Raw genomic sequence first — 23,545 nt, 5'->3', positions numbered from 1 at the left:
CGTGATCCGGGTCAGACGACTCGTCCCCCTGCTGCTCGCGGCCGCTGTGCTGGCGGTCGCCTGCAGCGGTGCGGAGTCGGGCGGGGCGGGCGCCCCGGCGGCCGACACCACGCTCGACGTGCGGCTGGTGCTGGAGCCGACCAGCCTCGACATCACCAGCGTGGCGGGCGCCGCGATCTCCCAGCTCCTGCTCGACAACGTCTACGAGGGGCTGCTCACCCGCGACGCCGGCGGCGCGATCGTGCCGCTGCTCGCGCAGGACGTCAGCACGTCCCCCGACGGGCTCACCTACACGTTCCGGCTGCACGACGGTCTCACCTTCGCCGACGGCTCCCCGCTCACGTCCGCCGACGTCGTGTGGTCCTACCGGAACGTGATCGCACCGGAGTCGAAGAACCCGAACAAGGCGGACTTCGCCGCGGTCACCGGCGTCGACGCCCCCGACCCGCACACCGTCGTGATCACGCTCTCGCGTCGCGACGCCAACTTCACCTACGCCCTCACCGACCGCGCCGCCGCGGTGCTGAAGCAGGGCACCGACCCTGCCACGCTCGCCGGCACCGCCAACGGCAGCGGGCCGTTCGTGATCCGCTCCTGGCAGCGCGGGTCGTCCATCACGCTGGCGCGCAACGAGCACTACTGGGGACAGCCCGCGAACCTCTCCGGCGTGGTGCTGCACTACATCCCCGACACCACCGCCGCCAACAACGCCCAGCTCACCGGCGAGACCGACGTGGAGACCGGGCCCGACCCCACGCTCCTGTCCCAGTTCCAGGGCCCCGACTTCACGGTCGCCGAGGGCGTCACCAGCGACAAGTTCGTGCTGGGCATCAACAACGGCCGCGGCCCGCTCGCCGACGTACGCGTGCGCCACGCGATCCGGCAGGCGATCGACAAGGACGGCCTGATCCGCGTGGCACTGGCAGGCAAGGGGCAGCGCATCGGCAGCGGCGTCGCGCCCACCGACCCGTGGTTCGACGCCGGGCTCACCTCCATCGACCCCTACGACCCCCCGGCGGCGAAGGCGCTGCTCGCCGAGACCGGGTTCGGGTCGGGGCTGGACCTGACCCTCGTGGTGCCGAACATCTACTCCGCGAGGATCGGCGAGTACGTGGCGTCGCAGCTCGGGCAGGTGGGGATCCGGGTGCGCTACGAGCCGGTGGAGTTCGCGACCTGGCTCGACCGCGTCTACACGAAGGCGGACTACGACCTGTCGATCGTCGACCACGCCGAGGCGCGCGACATCGGGAACTACGCGAACCCGGACTACTACTGGCGCTACTCCGACGCGCAGGTCCAGCAGTGGGCCGACCAGGCGTCGACCGCCGCGAGCGATGCCGAGCGCGACGGGCTGTACCGGCAGGTCGCGCGGAAGATCTCCGAGGACGCGGTGAGCGACTGGCTCTACAGCCCGACCAGCCTCGTCGTGCTCCGCGCGGGCGTCACCGGGTTCCCCACGAGGGAGACGAACTCACGGCTCGACCTCGCGCAGGTCACGGCCTCGGCCGCGCAGTAGCGAGGCAGCCGTGGTCGTGTTCCTGGTGCGTCGCACCGCGCTGTTCGCGGCGTCGCTGTTCGCGGCGAGCGTGCTGATCTTCCTCCTGCTGCAGCTGCTGTCCGGGGACATGGCCCAGGTGATCGCCGGGGTGCAGGCGACGCCGGCGCAGGTCGCGTCGCTGCGCCACGAGCTGGGCACGGACCGGCCGCTGGCCGTGCAGTACGCCACCTGGGTCGGGGGCGTGCTCGCCGGCGACTTCGGCACCTCGGCCCTGAGCGGCGTGTCGGTGTCGGCGGAGCTGGGCGAGAAGCTGACGGTCACGGCGCCGCTGGTCGCCGTGGCCATGCTGCTGTCGGTGCTGGTGGCGGTCCCGCTCGGGGTCCTCGCCGCGATCGCGCACCGGCGGCGGCTCGGCGTCGTCATCTCGGTCGGCAGCCAGCTGGGCATCGCGCTGCCGACGCTGTGGGTGGGCCTGGTGCTGGCGATCGTGTTCGCGGTGTGGCTGCGCTGGCTCCCCGCGCAGGGGTTCCCCACCGCGGGCTGGGAGCAGCCCGTGCGGGCCGTGCGCAGCCTGGTGCTGCCTGCCGTCACGCTGGCTCTGGCCGAGGGCGCGGTGCTGCTGCGGTTCGTGCGGTCGGCCACCCTCGGCGTGCTGAACCAGGACTTCCTGCGCACCGCCCGGGCCACCGGCCTGACCCGGACGGGAGCGCTGCTGCGCCACGGCCTGCGCAACGCGGCGCTGCCGGTCGTGTCGATCCTGGGACTGCAGGTGGCCGCGTTGCTGGTGGGGGCGGTCGTCGTCGAGGCGGTGTTCGCGCTGCCGGGAGTGGGGCAGATGCTGCTCACCGACGTCGGCAACCGCGACCTGGTGAAGGTGCAGGGTGAGGTGCTGCTGCTCACCGGGGCGGTGCTCACGATCGGCTTCCTCGTCGACGTGGCCCACCGCCTGATCGACCCCCGGCTGCGGGTGAGCCGGTGACGCGCCGGGTGCTGCGCAGCCCCACCGGCCTCGCGGGCGCCGTCGTGGTGGCGCTGCTCGTGCTCGGCGCGCTGGTGTCGCTGGTGTGGACTCCGTTCGACCCGACGCTGGTCGACCCGGCCTCCACGTGGCTGCCACCGCTCTCGGGCGGGCACCTGCTCGGCACCGACGGCAGCGGCCGCGACCTGGCGAGCCAGCTGCTGGCGGGCGCCCGGGTCACGGCGTTCACCGCGGCCACCGCCACCGTGGTGGCCGCCGTCGTGGGGGTGGGCCTCGCCGTGCTCGCCGCCGTCCCCCGCCACGGTGGCGAGGTGGTCGCGCACCTGATCGACGTGCTGGTGGCGCTGCCGACGCTGCTGCTCGCGATGGTGCTGGCCGCGGTCTACGGCGGCTCGGTGTGGACGGCGGTCGTCGCCATCGGCATCGGCACCGGCGTGAACGTCGCCCGCGTCGCGCGGGCGGAGATGACCTCGGTGCTCGGCGCCGACTACGTGCTGGCCGCGGAGGTGGCCGGGGCGGGCACCGGGCGCATCGTCCGTCGCCACGTACTGCCGAACGTCGCGCCCGTGCTCGTCGTGCAGCTCTCGCTCGTGCTCGCGCTGGCGGTGCTCGCCGAGGCGGCGCTGTCCTACCTCGGGTTCGGCACCCCGCCGCCCACCCCGTCCTGGGGACGGATGCTGCAGGACCTGCAGCAGTACGTCACCGTGCACCCGCTGGTGGTGGTCTGGCCGGGGTGCGCGATCGCCGTCGTCGTGCTCGGGTTCACCCTCCTCGGCGACGCACTGCGCGACGCCATCGACCCGAGGATGCGGTTGCCGGGGCAGGCGGCGCCCGCCGTGGAGGTGCTGCCGTGACGGCGCTGCTGGAGATCGAGGGCCTGACCGTCCGCTTCGGCGGCCGGGCCGTGGTGGACGACGTCTCGCTCCGCCTCGACGCGGGAGAGCGGCTCGGCCTGATCGGCGCCTCCGGGTCGGGGAAGTCGCTCACCGCGCTCGCCGCGATCGGTCTGCTGCCCGACGGTGCCACGGTCAGCGGCAGCGTCCGGCTGGCCGGGAGCGAGCTCGCCGGCGGCTCGGACCGCGAGCTGGCCCGGGTGCGGGGCAGCCGGATCGGGATGGTGTTCCAGGAGCCGGCGACGGCGCTGGACCCGCTGATGCGGGTCGGCGCGCAGATCGCCGGACCGGTGCGCCGGCTCACCGGCGCCTCCCGGTCCGCCGCGGCCCGCCGGGCCGTCGAGCTGGCCGCCACGGTGGGGCTGCCCGACCCGGAGGTGCTGGTCCGCGCCTACCCGCACCAGCTCTCCGGCGGCCAGCGCCAGCGGGTGGGCATCGCGATCGCGCTCGCGGGGGAGCCCGACCTGCTGATCGCCGACGAGCCCACCACCGCGCTCGACGTCACCGTCCAGGCCGAGGTGCTGGGGCTGCTCGACGACCTGGTGCGCCGCCGCGGCACCGCCCTCCTGTTCATCAGCCACGACCTCGCCGTGGTCGCGCAGATCGCCCGGCGGGTGGCGGTGCTGGCCGACGGTCGGGTCCGCGAGTACGGCCCGGTGGAGCAGGTGCTGCACCAGCCGCGGGACCCGGTGACGCAGGCGCTGGTCGCGGCGGCGCGGCGCACGAGCTGGCAGGCCCCAGCACCCGTCGGGACCGTGGGGCAGGGATCGTGAGCGGGGACGCCGGAGGGGAGACAGCGGTGGACGGCGAGGCTGCGGGGAGCGCGGACGTGCTGCTGCGCGCCGAGGCACTGCACCGGCACTACCCCCTGCCCCGGCAGCGGCTCCTGCACAGGCGCCCGGTCCGCCACGCCCTGCGCGGGGTCGACCTGGAGCTGGCCGCCGGCGGCAGCGTCGGGATCGTCGGTGAGTCGGGGTCGGGCAAGTCCACGCTGGTCCGGCTGCTGCTGGCACTGGACCGGGCCGACGCGGGAGCGGTCAGCTACCGCGGTCGTGCGGTTGAGCCCGGACCGCCGCGGACGCTGCGGTGGTTCCGGCGGGAGGTGCAGGTCGTGCTGCAGGACCCGTTCGCCTCCCTCGACCCGCGGATGCGGGTGGCCGACATCGTGGCGGAACCCCTCGAGTGCCTCGACGTGCCGGGCGACCACGCGGCGCGGGTCGCCGAGCTGCTCGGTGCCGTCGGGCTGGAGCCGGGACCGGCCAAGGACCGGTACCCGCACGAGTTCTCCGGTGGCCAGCGGCAGCGGATCGCGATCGCCCGCGCACTCGCCCCCGGACCGCGCGTGCTGGTCGGGGACGAGCCGCTCTCGGCGCTCGACGTCGCGGTGCGCGGGCAGGTCATGGACCTGCTGCGGGGGCTGGCCGCCGACCTCGGACTGGCGCTGGTGCTCGTCTCGCACGACATCGGCGCGATGCACCGGCTGTGCGAGCAGATCATGGTGCTGCACGAAGGTGGGGTCGTCGAGCGCGGCCGGACCGCCGACGTGCTGGCCGCGCCGTCCCACCCCTACACCCGGCGGCTGCTCGCCGCGGTCCCGCAGCTGCCCGACCGGGAGCAGGTATGACTCGGAGATCCTCGCCTGCCGGTACCGTCCCCGGCCCGTACAACGCGATCACCGACGTCCCCGGCGTCCGGATCGGGCACGACACGCGCGTGGGGGAGGGCTTCCTCACCGGCACCACCGTGGTGCTGCTCCCGCCGTCGGGCGCCCCGACCGCCGTCGAGGTGATCGGTGGCGGTCCGGCCACGCGGGACACCGCGGCGCTGGACCTGCGGGCCGGCGGGGCGTCGGCGCACGCCGTGGTGCTCACCGGCGGGAGCGCCTACGGCCTCGCGGCGGCGGCCGGGGTGCTGGAGTGGCTCGCCGCCGACGGCCGGGGTACCCGGGTGGTGGCCGCCCAGCCGGGGCTCCTGCTCCCGCTGGTGCCGGCGGCGGCGCTGTACGACCTGGGCCGGGGAGGGGAGTTCGGCGCCCGGCCCGACGCCGCGTTCGGTCGGCGTGCGGCGCAGGCGGCGGCGGACTCGCCCGCGTTCGCACCGGTGGCGCAGGGCTGCGTCGGGGCCGGTACCGGGGCGGTCACCGCGGAGCTGAAGGGCGGGATCGGGACGGCGAGCGCCGTGCTGCCCGGCGGCACCGTGGTCGGCGCGCTCGCCGCGGTGAACGCCCACGGCTCCACGCTCGACCCGGCCACCGGGCTCCCGTACGCGCTCGGTCTCGGGGCCGACGGCGAGTTCCCCCTCGCCACCCCGTCGGCCGCGGAGCACACCGCGGCGCAGCGCCGCCTCGCGGAACCGGGCCGGGCGCGGACCGGGCTCGCCCTGCCCGTCCCGGGGACCGGGCCCGACCCGGCGCTCGGCCCCAACACGGTGATCGGAGCCGTCGCCACCGACGCCCCGCTCGACGCCGCAGCCGTCCACCGGCTGGCGGCCGCCGGGCAGCGGGGGATGGCCCGTGCGATATCCCCGGTGCACAGCCGCACCGACGGCGACACCGTGTTCGCGGTGTCCGTGCCGGGCAGCGACGATGGCGGCGGTCCGGACGACCCGCTGCCTGCCGTGCTGGCGGCAGCGGAGCGCGCCTTCGCCCGGGCGATCGTCCACGCCGTGCTGCAGGCCGAGTCGGTGGTCACCCCGTTCGGGCGGGTCGCCGCCTACCGCGAGCTCTACCCGGGCGCGTGCGCGGCGCTGCCCCTGAAGTAGCCACAATGGACACTCAGGACATTCCTCCACGCCTGGTCGCGGGGCCTGTCCCGGATGCCAGGGCCCACCGCAGCCGGATGACTGCTTGCGGCGGTATGAAGGGGTCGGGATCCGGCGTCCGTCGGATCCCGACGATCAGAGGAGAAGACCTCCGTGCGCTATGACGCCGTGCTCGCCGAAACGGTGGGCATCCAGGGTGCCGACAACGATGAGATCGAGGCCTACGCCGCGCGTCCGATGGACGGCGGGAGCCGTGGGGGCGTACTGGTGATCCACCACATGCCCGGCTACGACCGCGAGAGCAAGGAGATCGTGCGGCGGTTCGCCGTCCGGGGCTACAACGCCATCTGCGTGAACCTCTACAGCCGCGAGGCCCCCGGCGCGGAGCCGGACGACGCCGCTGCCGCCGCGCGGGCCAACGGCGGCGTGCCGGACGCCCGGTTCGTCGGTGACGCCGCGGGTGCGGTGCGGTGGCTGCGCGCCCTGCCCACGTCCAACGGCAAGGTCGGCACCATCGGGTACTGCTCCGGTGGGCGCCAGGCGTTCCTGACCGCGCTGGAGCTGGACATCCAGGGCGCGGTCGACTGCTACGGCGCGTTCGTCGTGGGCACGCCGCCCGAGGGCTTCCCGTGGCGGGTACAGCCGCTGGCCGACCGGATCGCCGAGCTGCGCGCCCCGGTGCTGGGGCTGTTCGGCAACGAGGACTCCAACCCGTCGCCCGACCAGGTCGACGAGCTGGAGAAGCTGCTGCAGACCCACGGCAAGGAGTACGAGTTCCACCGCTACGACGACGCCGGGCACGCCTTCTTCGCGGTGGACCGGCCGGCCTACCGGGTCGCGGCCGCGATCGACGGCTGGCAGCGCGTGGAGGCCTTCTTCGCCACCCACCTGTCCGGAAAGGCCTGACCCGGCCATGTGCACCTACAGCACCGAGAAGATCGACGTCGCGGCCAGCAGCGGGAAGGGTCCCGACGGCTGGTTCCCGCTGCGGACGGCGACCGTCTACTACGACCACCCCGTGCACGCCCCCGACGCGCACACGGTGAACATCGACTTCCTCAACCCCGACCGCGGCCCCGGTGCCCGGGTGGCGGTGGAGCTGAGCCTCGACTCGGCGCGTGCCCTGCTGGAGGCGCTGCAGGTCACGGTGGATCGCGCGAAACACCACTGAGCTCGTCCCCGGACCGGGTGGGGCGCAAGTCAGAGGTCGACGACGACCTCGCCGCGCTCCTCCCGCACCGGGTACACGGCCCGCTGCAGGAACCCGTCCCAGCGTCGGCGACCGGTGTTGCTGCTACACCAGGCCGCAGTTACCTCGGGTTCCGGGTGCGCCCGGTCGTCGGACTGTCGCCGCCGGGGGCGGCGTCGTGGGCGAGGAGGGCGATCTGCACCCGGTTGTTCAGGCCGAGGGCGGTGAGGATGCGCGTGATGTGGGCCTTCACCGTCGCGACGCTCATGTGGAGGCTCGCGGCGATCTCGGCGTTGGTGAGTCCCTCGCCGATCCTGGTGGCGACCTCACGCTCCCGCGTCGTGAGCCGGTCGAGCCGCTCGGCGGCCCGGTGCCGCCGTGCGCCCTCGCCGGTGGTGACGTGGTCGACCAGCTGTCGCAGCACCGAGGGCGAGAGCATCGTCTCGCCGTCCGCGACGCGCAGGATGGCGTCGAGGATGCGCGCCGGTGGCGTGTCCTTCAGGACGAACCCCGCCGCTCCGGCCCGCAGGGCGCGCAGGACGTGGTCGTCGGTGTCGAAGGTGGTCAGGATGATGACCTCGGGCGCGTCCGGGCGGGCGCGCAGCGCCGCGGTGGCGGCGAGGCCGTCGACCACCGGCATCCGGATGTCCATGAGCACCACCTGCGGGTCGTGGGCGGCGACGGCGGCGGGGACGTGCGTCCCGTCGGCGGCCTGCCCGACGATCTCGACGAGCGGGGTACCGCCCAGCATCGTGTGCAGCGCGGAACGCACCAGGGGATCGTCGTCCACTACGAGCACCCGGACCGGCCCTGCCCGGCCCGTCGCGGGTTCCGTCACGCCGGCCACGGCAGCCACACGCACAGGCGGTACTCGCCATGGGCCGTCGGCCCGTGCTCGAGGCGCCCACCGGCCAGCACGGCGCGCTCGGCCAGCCCGACCAGGCCCGTTCCGGAACCCGGCACCTCTGGGGCCGGTGCGCCCTCGGCGAGCCGGTTGCAGATCGCGACGGTGAGCCCGTCGCCCGGGCCGCCGGTCAGCGAGACGGCGACGGGCGCGCCCGGGGCGTGCTTGCGCGCGTTGGTGAGGCCTTCCTGCGCCACCCGGAATGCGGTGCGGCCGAGGACCGCCGGCACGGCGTCCGCGGCCGTGACCTCGTCGCGGACCGTGACGACGGTGCCGGCCCGGCGGGTCTCCTCGACCAGCAGGCCGAGGCCGTGGAGGCCGGGCTGGGGGTGCAGGGCGTCGCCGTCGGTGTCGCGGTCGGTGTCGTCGTCGTGGTCGGCCGCGCGCAGTACGGCGAGGATCTCCCGCAGGTCGACCAGCGACTGGTGCGCGCTGGCCCGGATCACCCCGGCCGCCTCGGCCACCGTCTCGGGTGAGGCGTCGGGCCGGAACTCCAGTGCTCCGGCGTGCATGCTCAGCAGCGAGAGCCGGTGGGCCAGCACGTCGTGCATCTCCCGGGAGATGCGTTCGCGCTCGCGCTGCCTCGCCTGCCGGATGCGCTCTTGCTGGTCGGCCTCCGCCCGGCGGGTGCGCTCGGCCAGCGACAGCACCAGCTGCCTGCGGGCTCGCACGGTGACGCCCCACGTCGCGGCGAGCAGGCACACGAGTGCGTGGATGCCGCACGTGACCCAGTACGTGACGGGCGTGTCGGGGTCGATGGGGTGCAGCCGGTGCTGCACCAGTCCCGCCACCACGGCCAGCAGGGTCACTGCCGCGGTGACGGCGGCGCGCCGGTGCACGGCCACGGTGAACAGCGCGAGCGCCGCGGCCCCGACGACCGTCGGCACCAGCACCGCACCCAGGACGAGCGCGACGGCCAGCGGGACGGGCCACCGGCGCCGCCACCACAGCGACAGCCACGAGAGAGCGCCGGCCGCCAGGTTCACCAGCGGCGGGGCGTCCGGCAGGCCGAGCGAGCCGGGGCCGGGCGGCGGCATGAACACGAGGAACGCGATGGCGGCGGCTACCACGACACAGCCGACGTCGGCCGCCCGGTCGCGGGCCGTGTGCCAGGCGCCGGTGCTCACCGGCGGTTCCGGCGGGAGCAGCCCGGACCGGAGCACCCCCGGCAGGATCCCGGGCAGGTCAGGGCCCGGGACAGCGCTGCCGGTGGGGGCGGGGTGCATCGACCACGGAGCCTAGCGATCATCAGGGCGGTTTGCCTCTGTTGTCCCTACTGGGCGAAGACGAGCACCAGGCCGAGGATGGCGAGCGCCTCGGACAGCGCGAAGCCGATGAACGCGATGCCCTGCAGTTGGCCGCGGGCCTCCGGCTGGCGGGCCACGGCGTTGATGAAGGCGGCGAAGACGAGGCCGACGCCGATCCCCGGCCCGATCGCCGAGAGGCCGTACCCGACGATCGAGAGGCCGTATCCGAGGTCGGCGAGCGAGCCGGTCATGAGGATCTCCGATCAGGCGAGCGCCGTGGGCCGGCGCCGGGCATGATCGACGGTGTCAGCGGGCCAGGGCTGCGCACATCGGTTCGAGGTCCACGTCCGCCGGCCACAGGTCGACAGCGATCTCGACCATCGGCTGACCGACGCCCTGCCCCGTACGCAGCGGGTCAGCCCGGTGCGTCGAGGTCGAGGTGGTCCGGCGATGTTCGATGAACGGGCTCAAGCCCCGCAGGTGGAGCGAGTGACTTGCCGATCGACGACGGTCAGCCCTCGGTGGCGGCCTGGCGCCCCAGCCGGCGGGCGCGGTCCTGCGCGTACTGCTCCGCCGAGGCCCGCAGGTACACGCCCCGGGCGACCGGGCCCGGGAACCCGAGGTCGGGCCGGTCGCGCAGCTGGTAGAAGCGGGCCCGGTTGACGCCGAGCAGCTCCGCGAACTCGTCGACGCCCACGAGGTCGGGGATCGACGGCTCGTCGGGGCGGTCGTCGACGTCGTCGGCGGTCAGGACCCGGAGCTCGGTGGGCCGGATCAGGGCGCCCTCCCAGCCTTCGGTCTCCCGGACGACGGCGTGGACGGTGCGCTCCAGCTCGAGGAGCGGGTAGGAGTACGCCCCTTCGGACCGCGGCCGCAGGACCGTCCAGCTGACGCGGCCGTGGTCCGGGGAGAGGGAGGTGCCGGCGAGCTGCGCGTCGGAACGTCGGGCGATCTCCCGGCCGAGCTGCTGGGCGGCCTGGGGCCCGGCGAGCGGCGGGTCGATGTCGGCGCTCATGGTCAGCGTCAGGGTCACGGGCGGCATCCCCGCATCATTCCGTGTGGGTAGACAGATCCTCTAGGGCGGTCCGACAGCAGCAGTTGAAGGGCTCCTCACCTCGCCACGTCGCGAGAGGGTCTGGCCGTGGCGGCACGCCTACAGCGGTGGCCGACATTCCGGTCATTCCGGTCGACGAGGAAGTGTGCGATCGCAGCTCTGTTGCCGAAAAGCGCGGACCTGCCCGACCGCCCGAGCGCAACCTGGTCGGCCGAGCGGGGTCCGACATTACCGCCGCCATTTCCCTTCCCGGTTTCGGCAGGTGAGAGAGCTGAGAAATGTTCGAACAAATAGCGCTGTGTCGGACCGGAAATCCCCCATCTGTCGCATCACATTCGGTTGCGTCCACCGGTCCGGTCTGTTGCTGTGGAAGACGTGATCGGGGTCCTGCTCACGCAACGTCGGCATGTCGACCTGTGCCGCCTGGCGTCCTGCGTCTGTCGCGGCTGACGCACAGCCCGTTCCGTCCCCCGCCCGTCTGGGATCTCTGCTCCCGCGGGTCGTGCAGAAAAGGTCTTCTCGTGTCTCCTGGTCCTCTGACCGCGCACTGGTTCCTGCCCACCTACGGCGACGGCCGCCAGCTCGTCGGGGGTGGCCACGGCGTCGACGTCGGTTCCGCCGGCGGCGTCCGGCCGGCGTCGATCGGCTACCTGACCCAGGTGGCCCGCGCCGCCGAACAGGTCGGTTTCGCCGGAGCGCTCACGCCGACGGGCGCGTGGTGCGAGGACGCGTGGCTCACCACGGCGATGCTCGTGGCCGAGACCGAGCGGCTGAAGTTCCTCGTCGCGTTCCGTCCGGGCTCGGTGTCGCCCACGCTCGCGGCGCAGATGGCGGCGACCTACCAGCGGCACTCCGGTGGCCGGTTGCTGCTGAACGTCGTGACGGGCGGAGAGCCTCTCGAACAGCGGGCCTACGGCGACTTCCTGGACAAGGACGCCCGCTACCGCCGCACGGGGGAGTTCCTGCAGGTCGTGCGGGCGCTGTGGCGGGGCGAGAAGGTCGATCTCGACGGCGAGCACGTGCACGTGGAGGGTGCGTTCCTCAACCGGTTGCCCGACCCGGTGCCGCCGGTCTTCTTCGGGGGCTCCTCGCCCATCGCGGGCGAGATCGCCGCCGACCACGCCGACGTCTACCTCACCTGGGGTGAGCCGCCTGCGCAGGTCGCGGAGAAGATCGCCTGGATCCGCGGGCTCGCCGCGGCGCGCGGGCGCACGGTCCGCTTCGGCATCCGGCTGCACGTGATCACCCGCGACACCTCCGAGCAGGCCTGGGCGCACGCCGAGTCGCTGATCGCGGCGATCGACCCGGCGACGATCGAGAAGGTGCAGGCCGGTCTCGCGCGCAGCGAGTCGGAGGGGCAGCGGCGGATGCGGTCGCTGCACGGCGGCTCCACGTCCAACCTGGAGGTGTCGCCCAACCTGTGGGCCGGTGTCGGCCTCGTGCGGGGCGGCGCCGGAACCGCGCTGGTGGGCAGCCACACCGAGGTCGCCGACCGGATCGCCGAGTACCACGCGCTGGGCATCGAGGAGTTCATCCTGTCCGGGCACCCGCACCTGGAGGAGGCCTGGTGGGTCGGGGAGGGCGTGCTGCCCCTGCTGGCCCGGCGAGGGATCTGGAACCCGCCGGAGGGCCACGGTCTCGACGTGGCCGAGCCGCGCGCCGTCCCGTTCGCTGCAGCCCAGTGAGCGGCCAGGGCACCGCCGCCGTACTGGCGGAACGGCCACCGGACGGCCCGGCGCCGAGGACCCGCACCGTCCTGCTGGCGAGCCTGGTCGGCACCACCGTCGAGTGGTACGACTTCTTCCTCTACGCCACGGCCGCGAGCCTGGTGTTCCCCAAGCTGTTCTTCCCCGTCGGCAACGAGCTCGTGGGCACCCTGCTGGCCTTCGGGACGTTCGCCGTGGGGTTCGTGGCCCGTCCCGTCGGCGGTGTCCTGTTCGGACACATCGGCGACCGGCTCGGCCGCAAGCGCACGCTCGTCGCCACGATGGTGCTGATGGGAGCGGCCACCGCGCTCATCGGGCTGCTGCCCTCCTACGCGTCGATCGGTGTCGCGGCGCCGATCCTGCTCGTGGTGCTCCGCGTGCTGCAGGGTCTCGCCGTGGGCGGCGAATGGGGCGGCGCGGTGCTCCTGGCGGTGGAGAACGCGCCGGCAGGAAAGCGTGCCCGGTTCGGCAGCGTGCCGCAGATCGGCCTCGGCCTGGGGCTCGCCCTGGGCACGGGGGTGTTCGCGCTGCTCGGCGAGGTGCTCGACGAGCAGACGTTCCTGAGCGTGGGATGGCGCGCGGCGTTCGTGCTGAGTGTCGTGCTGGTCGCGGTGGGCCTGCTGGTCCGGCTTCGCATCCTGGAGACCCCGGAGTTCCGCAGGCTGCGCGAGAGCGGCGCGACGGCGCGCGTGCCCGTCGTCCAGGTCTTCCGCACCGCGGGGCACCGCCGCGGGATCGTCGCCGGGATGCTCGCCCGCTGGGCGGAGGGTGCGGCGTTCAACACCTGGGGCGTCTTCGCGATCACCTACGCGACGGCGACGGTCGGCATGAACAAGGTCGTCGTGCTCCTGGCCGTCACCGGCGGCGCCCTGCTCATGGCGGCGCTGACACCGGTGGCGGGCCTGCTGGCCGACCGGTACGGGCGACGGCGGATATTCGGCATCGGGGTCGTCGGGTTCGGGGTCACCGTCGTGCCCTCGTTCTTCGCGGTCCACAGCGGCATCCCCTGGCTCGTCGTCGCGGTACTGCTGCTCCAGCTCGGCGTCTGGTACGCGCTGATGACGGGTCCGGAGTCCACGCTCTTCGCGGAGCTGTTCGACACCGACGTCCGCTACACCGGCATGTCGCTGGTCTTCCAGGGGTCGGGCATCTGGGCGTCCGGGCTGACGCCGGTGTTCCTCACCGGCCTGCTCGCTCTCGGCGGCGGCGAACCCTGGTGGGCCGCGGGCTATCTGGCGGTCACCGCGGTGATCAGTCTCGCCGCCGTGGCGCTGATGCCGCGCTGGATCGGCTGGCGTCCACAATGGACGAACGGGACACGCTGGTAGCGATCGAACGGCGCCGTGCGGGTTGCTACAACTGATCGATGCTGACGGTGCGCGGGGCCGAGTTGGTGTGGACGGGCGAGACCGAGCGACCGGGCGGTGAGCTGGCGTGTGACCGGGACGGCCTCGTGTCCGCCGCCCCCGTCGACGGCGACGTGCTCGACGCCTCCGGCTGCGTCGTCACGCCGGGACTGGTCGACGCCCACCACCACCTGCTGCAGTCGGCGTTCCGGACGCTGCCCGGCACCCGGGGCGTCCCGATGCGGGAGTGGCTGCCGCGCATGGCGTCGGCGTACGGGGCGCTCGGCGTCGACGCCGAGCTCGCGCACCGCGCGCGGCCGTGGGGGTGGCCGAGTCGCTGCTGTCCGGGGTGACCACGGTGGCCGACCACCACCTCACCTGGCCGGCGTCCACCGGTGACGGGGTGGCGATCGCGTCGGCGGTCGCCGCCGCGGCGGCTGAGCTGGGCGGGCGCCTGGTGTTCGTCCGCGGGAGCGCCCGCGACGACCCGGAGACCGCGGCCGCGTCGGCCGACGCGATCGCGAGCGCACTGGGCGGGACCCGACCGGGATGGTGCAGGTCGCGGTGGGCCCGGCCGGCGTGCACAGCGACGGGCCGGAGACGTTCGCGCTGCTCGGCGAGGTGGCGGCCAGGCACGGCCTGCGCCGGCGCACGCAGGCCAACGAGCAGGTGGACGTCGTGGTGGCCGCGCAGCGCTACGGGCGGCGGCCGCTGGACCTGCTCGACGAGTGGGGCTGGCTCGCGCCCGACGTCACGCTCGCCCACCTGTGCGGCGTGACACCCGCCGAGATCATGCGGGTCGCGACGACCGGGGCGAGCGCCACCCACGCGCCGGGCTGTGACCTGCCGATGGGATGGGTGGTGGCGCTGGCTGCGGCCCTCGCCGACGCCGGGATCCCGCTCGGACTGGGCACGAGCGGCGGGGGCAGCAACGACGCCGGTCACCTGCTCGCCGACGCCCGGCTCGCACTCCAGGTGGCCCCGCTGGTGGGACGGGCGGTGGCCGCGCGCGAGGTCCTCGGCTGGGCGACCGCGGGCTCGGCCGCCGGACTGGGCCGCCCCGAGCTGGGCCGGCTCGAGCCGGGGTCCGCCGCGGATCTCGTCTGCTGGGACGTCACGGGCGTCGCGGACGCCGGTGTGGCCGACCCGCTGGCCGGGCTGCTCTGGGCCGCGCCGGGCCGGAAGCCGCGCCACGTCGTCGTGGCGGGCCGGGTCGTGGTGCGGGACGGGCATCTGGTGGCCCGGCCCGAGCGCGAGGTGGCCTCGGGGCTGCACGCGCTGCTCGCCGCCCGGCCGTCGCGCCGAGGGACGCAGTTTCCTTCTGCTACGGGTTGGTGCCGCCCGGAACGTCTGTCGCTGATGACAGCCCCGCGCTTTGTCAGGTCGTGAAGTGGAAGGTGCGTCGGCAGGAAGGCTCGAGGTTCGCGGAGGGCGGCACAGGGCCGGGCGGGTCCTGGACCGGGCGAGATCGACCTGAGCGGGGTCGTGGGCGCGCCCGAACCCCCCACCACGTCGACCTCGCTCGCTCGGACGGAGTTGTCGCAGGGCGGCGTGATCAGGCCGCGTCGTCCCGGGCCAACCGGCGGGCGGTGGAGAGCAGGGCGCGGGTGGGCGCGGAGATCTCCCGTTGGTGGCTGTTGCCAGCGACCTGGCGAGCACCGGAGCCCCGATCGGCACGGGCATCACGCTCACCCCGGACGAGGAGTCCAGCACCGAGGGTGGCACCAGGGCGACGGCCAGCCCGAAGCGGACGAAGTCGAGCACCGTCTCGATGTCGGCCACCTCGAAGGCGACCCGGCGGTGGAGACCGGCGGCCCGGAAGGCGCGGTCGATGGAGATGCGTACCCCCCAGGTGGGTGGCGTCTCGGCGAAGGGCTCGCCCGCGGTCGTGCCGAGGTCGATCGAGGGCCGGCCGGCGAGGCGATGGTCGAGTGAGGTGACGAACAGCATCCTCTGCCGTACCAGCGTTGTCAGTGACAGCCCGAGGGCGGCTTCGGCGTCGATGGCGATGAACGCCAGGTCCAGCTGCCCCTTGTGCAGCGCGAGGGTGTGGCTGGTGCTGTCGCCCCGGTGCAGTTCGATCTCGACGTGCGGGTGCTCCGCGCGGAACTCAGCGAGCAGCCGCGGCACGCTGAAGGCGCGGTCCCACTGGTTGATCCCCAGCCGCACCGTGCCGCGCAGCCCACCGTGCATCTGGTTGATCACGTCCCGCGCTGCGGCGGCTGCGGCCAGCGTGCGCCGTGCCTCGGGCAGCAGCAGCCGGCCGGCCGAGGTCAGCTCGACGCGATGGGTGGTGCGGTCGAACAACCGTGCGCCGAGTTCGCGCTCGAGGGTGCGCACGGCGGCCGAGGCGGCGGACTGCACCATGTGCAGGCGCTCCGCGGCGGCGGTGAAGCTCCCCTCCTCCGCGACGGCGGTGAACGCCGCGAGGTGCCGTAGCTACATGACCCCTTGTTAGCACGATCCGCGATGACCGGTAGCTGGAATGTGCGTTGTCAGCCGATGACGGCGCGGCTCAGGATGGGACAGCGGGCCGCCCGACAGGCTGGCGAAAACGATTGTTTTTCCATTGCCGAGGAATGAGAGCTGAGGTCTCGATGTCTGAGAACGGTGCCCTGCACCAGGAGGACGTGCTGGTCCGGCGCGGTCGGCGGTCCGGCGCCGCCATCACCGTCGCCGTGCATTCCCGGGTGCTCGGTCCCGCCGTGGGCGGCTGCCGAATCTGGACCTATCCGAGCTGGCAGGACGGCGCGTCGGACGCCATGCGGCTCGCCGAGGCGATGACCTACAAATGCGCGGCCGCCGGACTGGAGTACGGGGGCGGCAAGACCGTTGTCGCGCTGCCGATGGGCACGGTGCTCACGCCCCGGCTGCGCCGGGACGTGCTCCACGACGTGGGCGAGATGGTCGCCACCTTCGAGGGCTCCTACCTCGTGGGACCCGACGTGGGCACGGGACCGGAGGACATGATGACCATCCGGGAGGTGACTCCCCACTCGTTCTGCCTGCCGCAGGAGCACGGCGGCACCGGGAACTCGGGCACGCCCACCGCCCGGGGCGTCCAGGCCGCGCTGCGCGCTGGCGCCCGGCACGTCTTCGGCTCGGAGTCGCTGTCGGGCCGCCGGGTGGTGATCGCCGGGTACGGCTCGGTCGGGTCACGGCTCGCCGCCGACCTCTCCCGGGCGGGGGCCACCGTCGTGGTCTCCGACGTCGACGGGAGGAAGCAGGCGGCGGCGGAGAGCGCCGGATACTCCTGGGTGGAACCGGAGCAGGCCCTCCGGACCGCCGCCGACGTGCTGGTGCCGGCCGCGGTGGGCGGCGTGCTCAACCCGGAGACGGTGGCGACGCTCGACGTGCCGCTGGTGATCGGGCCCGCGAACAACCAGGTGACCAGCAACGCGGTTGCGGACCTGCTCGCCGACGCCGGAACGGTGTGGGTGCCCGACTTCGTGACCAGCGCCGGCGGCGTGATCTACGTGCTCAACCGTGAGGTCGGCGGTCTCGACCACGACGACGCCGCGGCACGGGTCGAGGTGATCGAGGAGACCGTGGACCAGGTGCTCGACGCCGCCCGAGCCGGTGGCACCACCCCGCTGCACGAGTCGATGGTGCTGGCGGAGCGCAGGTTGGGCACCGCGGGCGCCGAGTAGCCCCTGATCGCTGCCGTCGTGTGGGTGCCCCACCACGCGCTCCCGGCAGGATCGGGACAAACCGCGGATCTTCGCAGGTCAGAGGCCATCGGAATCCGTGAGGTTGGCCTCATACCGCTGCAGGTGCCGGGCGCACCGCGTGGAGTTGCGGCATGGGGGATGACGTCAGGAGTGGGCCGGGCCGCGGGTACGACTTCGTGGTGGTCGGGGGCGGCACCGCCGGCTGCGTGGTCGCGGCGCGGTTGTCGGAGAACCCGGACGTGCGGGTGCTGCTGATCGAGGCCGGGAGCCGGGAGCCGCTGGACGCGGTGGCCGTGCCGCCCGTGTGGCCGGCCCTGCAGGGCACCGCGGTCGACTGGGCGGGCGCGAGCGTGGTGCAGAGCGCGACCGGCACGGTCATCCCGTGGCCGCGCGGCCGGGTGCTGGGTGGCTCGTCGGCGATCAACGGCATGTGCTTCATCCGTGGCCACCGGTCGAGCTACGACGCGTGGCCCGCCGCCGGGGCGCCGGGGTGGGGGTTCGACGACCTGCTTCCCTACCTGCGACGCAGCGAGCGCACCCAGGGGCGGGATCCGGCCGTCCGGGGGGTGGACGGGCCGCTGACGGTGGCACCGGCGCCGGAACCTCACCCGGTGGCGGCGGCGGGGCTGGCCGCGGCGGCCGAGGCCGGCCACCCGGTGGCGGCCGACATCAACAGCGGGCTGGAGGAGGGCTTCGGCTGGTGTGACCTCAACATCGTGGACGGCAGGCGGCAGAGCGCGGCCGACGCCTACCTCGTCCCGGTGCTGGCGCGGCCGAACCTCGACGTCGTGACCGACGCGCTGGCCCACCGGGTGTGCGTCACCGGCGGGCGGTGCACGGGTGTCGAGTACAGCGTGGGCACCACAATGCACACCGCCGCGTGCAGCGGGGACGTCGTGCTGGCCGGGGGCACCGTCGGCTCGGCGCAGCTGCTGCTGCTCTCGGGCATCGGCCCGCAGGCCCACCTGCGTGAGGTCGGGGTCGACGTGGAGCTGGACCTGCCCGGCGTCGGGTCGAACGTGCACGACCATCCGCGCTCGACCGTGGTCTACAGCTCGCCGGTGCCGGTCCCGGCCGGGGTGAACAACCATGCCGAGCTGATCGGGCTGGCCCGCAGCCCTCTCGCGCACGGCGGCCCGGACCTGCAGTTCCAGGTGCTGGAGATCCCGTACTTCGCGCCCGCACTGCCGCCCTCGCTGCCCGTGCCCGGTCAGGCGTACAGCGTCGCGTTCGGTGCGATGACCCCCAGCAGCCGGGGGACGATCCGGCTGGCCGACGCCCGGCCCGGCACGGCACCGCTGCTGGACCCGAACTACTACGGCGACCCCCGCGACGTCGAGGTGATGGCGGCCGGCCTGCGCATCGCCCGGGCCATCGGGCGGGTCGATGCCCTGGCGCCGTGGCGGGCCGAGGAGGTGCTCCCGGGGCCGGGTGTACGCGACGACGACGGTGAGGCCGTGCGCCGTTACCTGTTCGGGAGCCTGCGGACCTACTCCCACCAGGTGGGTTCGTGCCGGATGGGCACCGATGACATGGCGGTGGTCGACACCGATCTGCGGGTGCGGGGGATCGACGGGCTGCGGGTGGCCGACGCGTCGGTCATGCCGTCGATCGTGTCGGCCAACACGAACGCCACCGTCTACGGGATCGCCGAGCGGGCCGCCGATCTCCTGCTGTCCCGCTGAGCTGACCGCCGACCGGGGTGATCGCTCACGGCAGGACCGGGAAGCAGCGCCAGGTGTGGCCGTCCCCGATGACGAAGCGGGTCTTGCCCGGAGGGCTGAGCTCGGCGCCGGCCTGCCAGAAGTCGATCTGCTCCGGCACCAGCCGGATCGTCGTCCAGCTCGGTGGCATCGGCGGGGTGCCGGGGTGGTGGTCGGCGGCGTCGTCGAACGCGTGCTCGACGGCCCCGGGCTCCACCTCGTAGCCCGGGGCGGCGAGGCCGGGGGCGAGGGCCTCGTAGACCCAGGCGAGCAGCTGCAGTTGCCGGGGCCGGGTGGGGAACGCGGCCTGCGACGTCGCGGGGTCGAGCTGCGCCGCCGTGCCCTGCAGCACCACCTGGCGGCCGAGCGCAGGCCAGTGGAACACCGCGGAGGCGCGTGGGTTCGCCGCGAGGTCGCGGGTCTTCGTGGTGGGTACCGAGGAGTGGAAGCTCACGCCGCCGGGGTTGATCGCCGTCACGAGCACGGTGCGAGCGTGTGGCACGCCGCCGGCGTCGGCGGTGGCCAGGGTCATCGTGCTCGGCAGCGGGAGACCGGCGGAGGCGGCGTCGGCGACCCAGCGGGCCAGCACGTCGAGCGGGTCGCCCGTCAGCGCCTCACGCACCCGATCCTCCACTGTGGACGACGAGCACAACGCACGGATCGGGGCCGACCTGCCGAAACCGGTGCTCGACGAGACCGGCGTAGGAGATCGTGTCGCGGGCCTCGAGCGTGGCCGTCCGGCTGCTCCCCGCCTCGCGCAGCTCCACCTCGATCCGCCCGCGCGCGACGTAGAGCAGCTCGCGGCGCTCGTGGCTGAAGTACTCCCCGAACTCGGTGGGTACGCAGACGAACTCGGTGATGTCGGCGCCCGCCGGGTCGTGCAGCAGCAGGCGCGCACCGCCCGTCTCGACGACGTCGACGAGCGCGGCCGCGGTGCCGCGCACCGGTTCGTCCGACGGGTCGCCCGCGGCCATGCCGAGCAGAGCCTGCTGCGTCGTGCCGAGCGCGGCGGCGATCCGGAAGAGCGACCGCATCGACGGCCGGGTGCGGCCGCGCTCCAGCTGGGACAGGAACGGCTGCGAGAGCCCCGAGGCCTCGGCCACCTGTACCAGCGTCATACGGCGGTCGTGACGGACGCCGCGGATCGCCCGGCCGAGGCGCGCGTCGGCGTCGCGCTGGACGTCCGATGGTCGTTTCGCGCTGCTGCGCACTGTCGTCATGTTCACACGTCCGCGAATCGTCGGTCACACGGCGGCAACGCACGGTCCCTAGCGTCCCCGATGTTGGTCCCATGAATATCCCGCAGGTCAGAGCCGCACAAGATGGGGGAGGTCCTCGGTACCCGTGAGGAGTACGCAACCGATCGGTGCCCCCGACACCGCCCCGCACCTGGCCGGGAACGTGCTGCGGGCCGTCCGCGGGGTGCGCCTTCCCGACGGCACCGTGGCCGACCTGGCGATCGAAGACGGGCGGATCGCGGCCGGGGAGGACCCGGCCCCCGGTGACCCCCGCCGGGCCGCCGGTGTCGACCTGGACGCCACGGGCTGGCGCGTCCTGCCCGCCGCCTGCGAGCCGCACGCCCACCTCGACAAGGCGCTCACCGCGCCCCGCATCGACGCCGGGGCGGGCAACGACCTCGTGGCGGCGATCGAGCAGTGGCGCGCCGTCCTGCCGGGCATCGACGCCGCCGACATCTCGGCGCGGGCGCTGGCCGCCGTCCACCGGTACGTGGCCCGCGGGATCACCAGCATCCGCACCCACGTCGACGTCCCGCGGGAGGGCGACCCGCTCCGCGGCGTCGACGCGCTCGTTGCGTTGCGGGAGCAGTTGCGTGGCCGGGTGACGCTGCAGGTCTGCCTGCTCGCCGGCAGCGAGGCACCGGACGCGGTGGTCGCCGAGGCCGTCGCCCGGGGGATCGACGTCGTCGGCGGCTGCCCGCACCTCGCCCCCGACCCTCACCACGAGATCACCCGCATGCTCGACGTCGCGGAGCGCCACGGGCTGCCGGTCGACCTGCACGCCGACGAGCAGACCGACGTCACCGGCCCCGACTCGGGCATGGACATCGTCGACATGGCCGAGCAGGTGCTGGCGCGGGGCCTCGCCCACCGCGTCACCGCCAGCCACTGCGTCCGGCTGGGGTCGCTGCCCCCGGAGCGCCTCGACCCGGTGCTGGAGCTGGTGGCGCGCGCCGGGCTCGGCGTCGTCACGCTGCCGATCACGAACCTCTACCTGCAGGGCCGCGACGCCTCCTACCTACGGCCGCGCGGGCTCACCGCGGTGCGCCGCATCCTCGACGCCGGCATCGCGCTCGCCGCGGGCGCCGACAACCTGCGCGACCCGTTCAACCCCGCAGGCCGGGCCGATCCGTTCGAGACGACGTCGCTGCTCATGACCGCGGGGCACCTGCGCCCGGGGGAGGCCCTCGCCGCGGTCACCACCGGTGCGCGCACGGTGCTCGGCCTGCCGCAGGCCGGTACGGCGCCCGGCGACGTCGCTGACCTGCTGCTCGTGCCCGACACCGACCTCGGCGACGTCCTGGCCGGAGCCGGTGACGCGCGGGTGGTCGTCTCGGCGGGCCGGGTCGTGGCCGATACCCGGATCAGCCGGTCGCTGGACCTGCCGTCGCCCAGCGCCGCCGAGCGCTGGGCACCCCCACCGTCCGCCGCGCTGAGCTACGTGAGGTGAGCACCATGGCCGCCACCGCGCCTCCCCGGGAGGCCACCACCCGAACCCTGGTCCTCGACCGGGTCATGAAGAAGTTCCCCACCGGCACCGTCGCCCTCACCGACGTCAGCCTGACCATCGCGCCCGGCGAGCTGGTCACGGTCGTCGGGCCGTCGGGCTGCGGGAAGTCCACACTGCTGCGGCTCGCGTCCGGGCTCGAGCAGGTCAGCGACGGGTCGATCGAGGTCTCCGCCGCCTCCACGAGCTACGTCTTCCAGGACGCCACGCTGCTGGAGTGGCGCAGCGCGGCCCGCAACGTCGAGCTCGTCGGCGAGTTGCGGGGCGTGCCCCGCGAGGAACGCCGGCAGCGGGCCCAGGAGGTGCTCGACCTCGTCGGCCTGCGCGGGTTCGAGCAGCAGCACCCGCGCCAGCTCTCCGGGGGCATGCGGATGCGCGTGTCCCTCGCGAGGGCGCTCGTCGCCGAACCAGAGCTCGCCCTCTTCGACGAGCCGTTCGGGGCGCTGGACGAGATCACGCGCCTGCAGATGCAGACCGAGCTGCAGAAGATCTTCCGCCTGAAGCGGTTCGCCGGGCTGTTCATCACACACTCGGTCTCGGAGGCGGTCTACCTGTCCACCCGCGTGCTGGTGATGAGCGGCCGACCCGGTCGGATCGTTGCGGAGATCGCGGTGCCGTGGGAGTACCCGCGGCCACCGGAGCTGCGCTACGCACCGGAGTTCGCCGAGATCACGGGGCGCGTGTCGGCCGCGTTGGGGGAGCGCTCATGAGCGAGCTTGCGAGCGAGTCGGTGTCACAGCGCCTTCGCGAAGCGCCGCCCGAGCGCCGCGTTGGGGGAGCGCTCATGAGCGAGCTTGCGAGCGAGTCAGTGTCACAGCGCCTTCGCGAAGCGCCGCCCGAGCGCCGCGAGGGCGAGCGATGAGCGGCCGCGCCGACCCGTCCGTCGTCACCGCCCACCGCGAACCGGCCCTCGCCGGTCCCGATCCCGCGCCGCCCGCGTCCCTGCCCCACCCCGGTGGGGCGCCGGCCGCGCCCGCGCGGGGCCCGGGGCGGGTACGGCAGGCGCTGGCGAGGTCGCTGCCGATCCTCGCTGCCCTCGCCGGGATCCTGGTCGTCTGGTACGGGGTGTCGTACCTGGTGCTCCCGCCGAGCCAGCGGTTCCTGCTGCCACCGCCACACGAGGCGTTCGGTGGTGCACTGTCCAACCCGCAGCTGATGCAGCCCATGCTGGAGGCGCTGGGACGCAGCGTGTCGGTGGCGATGATCGGGCTGGTCGTGGCCGTGGTGCTCGGCATCGGCTACGCCGTGGTGATGTCGCAGTCCGGGTGGGCGGAGAAGATCCTCTACCCGTACGCGGTGATTCTGCAGACGATCCCGATCCTCGCACTCGTGCCGCTCATCGGCATCTGGCTCGGTTACGCGGCCACGGCCCGCGTGGTGGTCTGTGTGATCATCGCGCTGTTCCCGATGATCTCCAACACGCTGTTCGGGTTGCAGTCCGCGAGCGCGGCCGCGCATGACCTGTTCACCCTCAACAAGGCCACCCGCCGGCAGCGCCTGGTGAAGCTGCAGTTCCCCGCCGCGGTGCCGTCGATCTTCACGGGGTTGCGCAACGCGGCGGGCCTGTCGGTCATCGGCGTGATCGTCGCCGACTTCTACTTCCAGCAGGGCGCTCCGGGCATCGGCGGCCTGCTGAGGATCTACACCCAGCGCCTGCAGATGGACGCGCTGTTCACAGCCATCGCGCTCACCGCGCTGTTCGGCGTCGTGGTCTTCATGATCTTCGCCGCACTCTCGGAATAGAAATTGGCGCGACACCCCTCGATACTGAGCAAACAAGCGCCTCCGAGAAATGTGACAGCGGTTAGCAGAGGAGTGTGGTGTATGCGACAGGGTCAGTCGGAGATGTG

The 23,545-nt window shown here is 73.8% G+C and carries 25 protein-coding genes and 1 pseudogene; 19 read left to right on the top strand and 7 right to left on the bottom strand.

The window, feature by feature from the left end:
• Window position 1: 1 nt before the first annotated feature.
• From HF577_RS22500 to HF577_RS22465, 8 genes are all read left to right on the top strand, one after another.
• Window positions 2–1,516 (top strand): ABC transporter substrate-binding protein, encoded by a 1,515-nt coding sequence (locus tag HF577_RS22500; RefSeq protein ID WP_211174675.1) that lies wholly within the window; start codon window positions 2–4, stop codon window positions 1,514–1,516.
• Between the two features lie 10 nt (window positions 1,517–1,526).
• Entirely contained in the window at window positions 1,527–2,477 is a 951-nt protein-coding gene (locus tag HF577_RS22495) for an ABC transporter permease (protein WP_169397911.1), read from the top strand.
• Window positions 2,474–3,331: an ABC transporter permease gene (locus HF577_RS22490; RefSeq protein ID WP_169397910.1), complete on the top strand. Its 858-nt coding sequence runs from the start codon at window positions 2,474–2,476 to the stop codon at window positions 3,329–3,331. The genes HF577_RS22495 and HF577_RS22490 overlap by 4 nt, the downstream gene beginning before the upstream one ends.
• Window positions 3,328–4,143, top strand: coding sequence for an ATP-binding cassette domain-containing protein (locus HF577_RS22485; protein ID WP_169397909.1), 816 nt, complete (start codon window positions 3,328–3,330; stop codon window positions 4,141–4,143). Before HF577_RS22490 ends, HF577_RS22485 begins: the two co-directional genes overlap by 4 nt.
• Window positions 4,144–4,202: 59 nt before the next feature.
• Window positions 4,203–4,994 carry an ABC transporter ATP-binding protein gene (locus HF577_RS22480; protein WP_407692230.1) on the top strand — a complete coding sequence of 264 codons (792 nt, stop codon included), beginning with the start codon at window positions 4,203–4,205 and terminating at the stop codon, window positions 4,992–4,994.
• Window positions 4,991–6,130 carry a P1 family peptidase gene (locus tag HF577_RS22475; protein ID WP_169397908.1) on the top strand — a complete coding sequence of 380 codons (1,140 nt, stop codon included), beginning with the start codon at window positions 4,991–4,993 and terminating at the stop codon, window positions 6,128–6,130. Before HF577_RS22480 ends, HF577_RS22475 begins: the two co-directional genes overlap by 4 nt.
• A 153-nt stretch (window positions 6,131–6,283) precedes the next feature.
• Complete coding sequence (locus HF577_RS22470; protein WP_169397907.1) at window positions 6,284–7,036, top strand: dienelactone hydrolase family protein; 753 nt, start codon at window positions 6,284–6,286, stop codon at window positions 7,034–7,036.
• A gap of 7 nt (window positions 7,037–7,043) precedes the next feature.
• Window positions 7,044–7,301: a DUF6295 family protein gene (locus HF577_RS22465; RefSeq protein ID WP_169397906.1), complete on the top strand. Its 258-nt coding sequence runs from the start codon at window positions 7,044–7,046 to the stop codon at window positions 7,299–7,301.
• A 139-nt stretch (window positions 7,302–7,440) separates the two neighbouring features.
• On the opposite strand, the gene HF577_RS22460 is transcribed toward HF577_RS22465, so the two are convergent.
• From HF577_RS22460 to HF577_RS22445, 4 genes are all read right to left on the bottom strand, one after another.
• The gene (locus tag HF577_RS22460) at window positions 7,441–8,109 is read right to left on the bottom strand and encodes a response regulator transcription factor (protein ID WP_312859299.1); all 669 of its coding nucleotides are present in this window, start codon (window positions 8,107–8,109) and stop codon (window positions 7,441–7,443) included.
• A gap of 44 nt (window positions 8,110–8,153) precedes the next feature.
• Entirely contained in the window at window positions 8,154–9,449 is a 1,296-nt protein-coding gene (locus HF577_RS38615) for a sensor histidine kinase (protein WP_169397905.1), read from the bottom strand.
• Window positions 9,450–9,496: 47 nt separating this feature from the next.
• Complete coding sequence (atpE, locus tag HF577_RS22450; protein WP_169397904.1) at window positions 9,497–9,721, bottom strand: ATP synthase F0 subunit C; 225 nt, start codon at window positions 9,719–9,721, stop codon at window positions 9,497–9,499.
• Between the two features lie 260 nt (window positions 9,722–9,981).
• Window positions 9,982–10,503 (bottom strand): hypothetical protein, encoded by a 522-nt coding sequence (locus HF577_RS22445; protein WP_169397903.1) that lies wholly within the window; start codon window positions 10,501–10,503, stop codon window positions 9,982–9,984.
• Between the two features lie 128 nt (window positions 10,504–10,631).
• Between HF577_RS22445 and HF577_RS22440 the strand changes: the two genes are divergently transcribed.
• The 6 genes from HF577_RS22440 (at window position 10,632) to HF577_RS38605 (ending at window position 14,965) form a co-directional block, all read left to right on the top strand.
• Entirely contained in the window at window positions 10,632–10,790 is a 159-nt protein-coding gene (locus HF577_RS22440; protein ID WP_169397902.1) for a hypothetical protein, read from the top strand.
• 100 nt (window positions 10,791–10,890) lie between these two features.
• On the top strand, window positions 10,891–10,974 hold the full coding sequence (locus HF577_RS40225; protein WP_407692229.1) for a putative leader peptide: 84 nt from the start codon (window positions 10,891–10,893) through the stop codon (window positions 10,972–10,974).
• A 71-nt stretch (window positions 10,975–11,045) separates the two neighbouring features.
• Entirely contained in the window at window positions 11,046–12,209 is a 1,164-nt protein-coding gene (locus HF577_RS22435; protein ID WP_169397901.1) for an LLM class flavin-dependent oxidoreductase, read from the top strand.
• Window positions 12,206–13,558, top strand: coding sequence for an MFS transporter (locus tag HF577_RS22430; protein WP_312859298.1), 1,353 nt, complete (start codon window positions 12,206–12,208; stop codon window positions 13,556–13,558). The genes HF577_RS22435 and HF577_RS22430 overlap by 4 nt, the downstream gene beginning before the upstream one ends.
• A 38-nt stretch (window positions 13,559–13,596) precedes the next feature.
• Window positions 13,597–13,929 carry a hypothetical protein gene (locus HF577_RS38610; RefSeq protein WP_246266970.1) on the top strand — a complete coding sequence of 111 codons (333 nt, stop codon included), beginning with the start codon at window positions 13,597–13,599 and terminating at the stop codon, window positions 13,927–13,929.
• Window positions 13,930–14,125: 196 nt separating this feature from the next.
• On the top strand, window positions 14,126–14,965 hold the full coding sequence (locus HF577_RS38605; RefSeq protein WP_246266969.1) for an amidohydrolase family protein: 840 nt from the start codon (window positions 14,126–14,128) through the stop codon (window positions 14,963–14,965).
• Between the two features lie 273 nt (window positions 14,966–15,238).
• Here the strand turns inward: HF577_RS38605 and HF577_RS40220 are convergent.
• Window positions 15,239–15,955, bottom strand: a pseudogene (locus HF577_RS40220) (LysR substrate-binding domain-containing protein); the annotation flags it as partial.
• Between the two features lie 218 nt (window positions 15,956–16,173).
• On the opposite strand from HF577_RS40220, the gene HF577_RS22415 reads away from it, so the two are divergent.
• Together HF577_RS22415 and HF577_RS22410 are read left to right on the top strand one after the other, a co-directional pair.
• Window positions 16,174–17,226: a Glu/Leu/Phe/Val dehydrogenase gene (locus HF577_RS22415; RefSeq protein WP_169397900.1), complete on the top strand. Its 1,053-nt coding sequence runs from the start codon at window positions 16,174–16,176 to the stop codon at window positions 17,224–17,226.
• 152 nt (window positions 17,227–17,378) lie between these two features.
• A complete protein-coding gene (locus HF577_RS22410; RefSeq protein ID WP_169397899.1) occupies window positions 17,379–18,932 on the top strand; it encodes a GMC family oxidoreductase in 1,554 nt (517 codons plus the stop codon).
• A gap of 25 nt (window positions 18,933–18,957) precedes the next feature.
• Here the strand turns inward: HF577_RS22410 and HF577_RS22405 are convergent, their stop codons facing one another.
• Window positions 18,958–19,572: a pyridoxine/pyridoxamine 5'-phosphate oxidase gene (locus HF577_RS22405; protein WP_169397898.1), complete on the bottom strand. Its 615-nt coding sequence runs from the start codon at window positions 19,570–19,572 to the stop codon at window positions 18,958–18,960.
• On the bottom strand, window positions 19,565–20,170 hold the full coding sequence (locus tag HF577_RS22400; protein ID WP_169397897.1) for a helix-turn-helix domain-containing protein: 606 nt from the start codon (window positions 20,168–20,170) through the stop codon (window positions 19,565–19,567). Before HF577_RS22400 ends, HF577_RS22405 begins: the two co-directional genes overlap by 8 nt.
• A 124-nt stretch (window positions 20,171–20,294) precedes the next feature.
• Here HF577_RS22400 and HF577_RS22395 point away from each other — a divergent pair, with 124 nt between their 5' ends.
• The 3 genes from HF577_RS22395 (at window position 20,295) to HF577_RS22385 (ending at window position 23,438) form a co-directional block, all read left to right on the top strand.
• A complete protein-coding gene (locus tag HF577_RS22395) occupies window positions 20,295–21,638 on the top strand; it encodes an amidohydrolase family protein (protein WP_211174673.1) in 1,344 nt (447 codons plus the stop codon).
• 5 nt (window positions 21,639–21,643) lie between these two features.
• Window positions 21,644–22,405, top strand: a complete 762-nt coding sequence (locus HF577_RS22390) for an ABC transporter ATP-binding protein (RefSeq protein WP_169397896.1) — start codon at window positions 21,644–21,646, stop codon at window positions 22,403–22,405.
• 148 nt (window positions 22,406–22,553) lie between these two features.
• Complete coding sequence (locus HF577_RS22385; protein WP_169397895.1) at window positions 22,554–23,438, top strand: ABC transporter permease; 885 nt, start codon at window positions 22,554–22,556, stop codon at window positions 23,436–23,438.
• The last annotated feature ends 107 nt before the right edge of the window (window positions 23,439–23,545 follow it).

It is taken from the genome of Pseudonocardia xinjiangensis, from assembly GCF_012911925.1.
In the GTDB taxonomy this organism is placed as follows: Bacteria; Actinomycetota; Actinomycetes; order Mycobacteriales; family Pseudonocardiaceae; genus Pseudonocardia; species Pseudonocardia xinjiangensis.
Note: the sequence above shows the minus strand (reverse complement) of the source record. Positions and strands in the feature narration are given on the sequence as shown.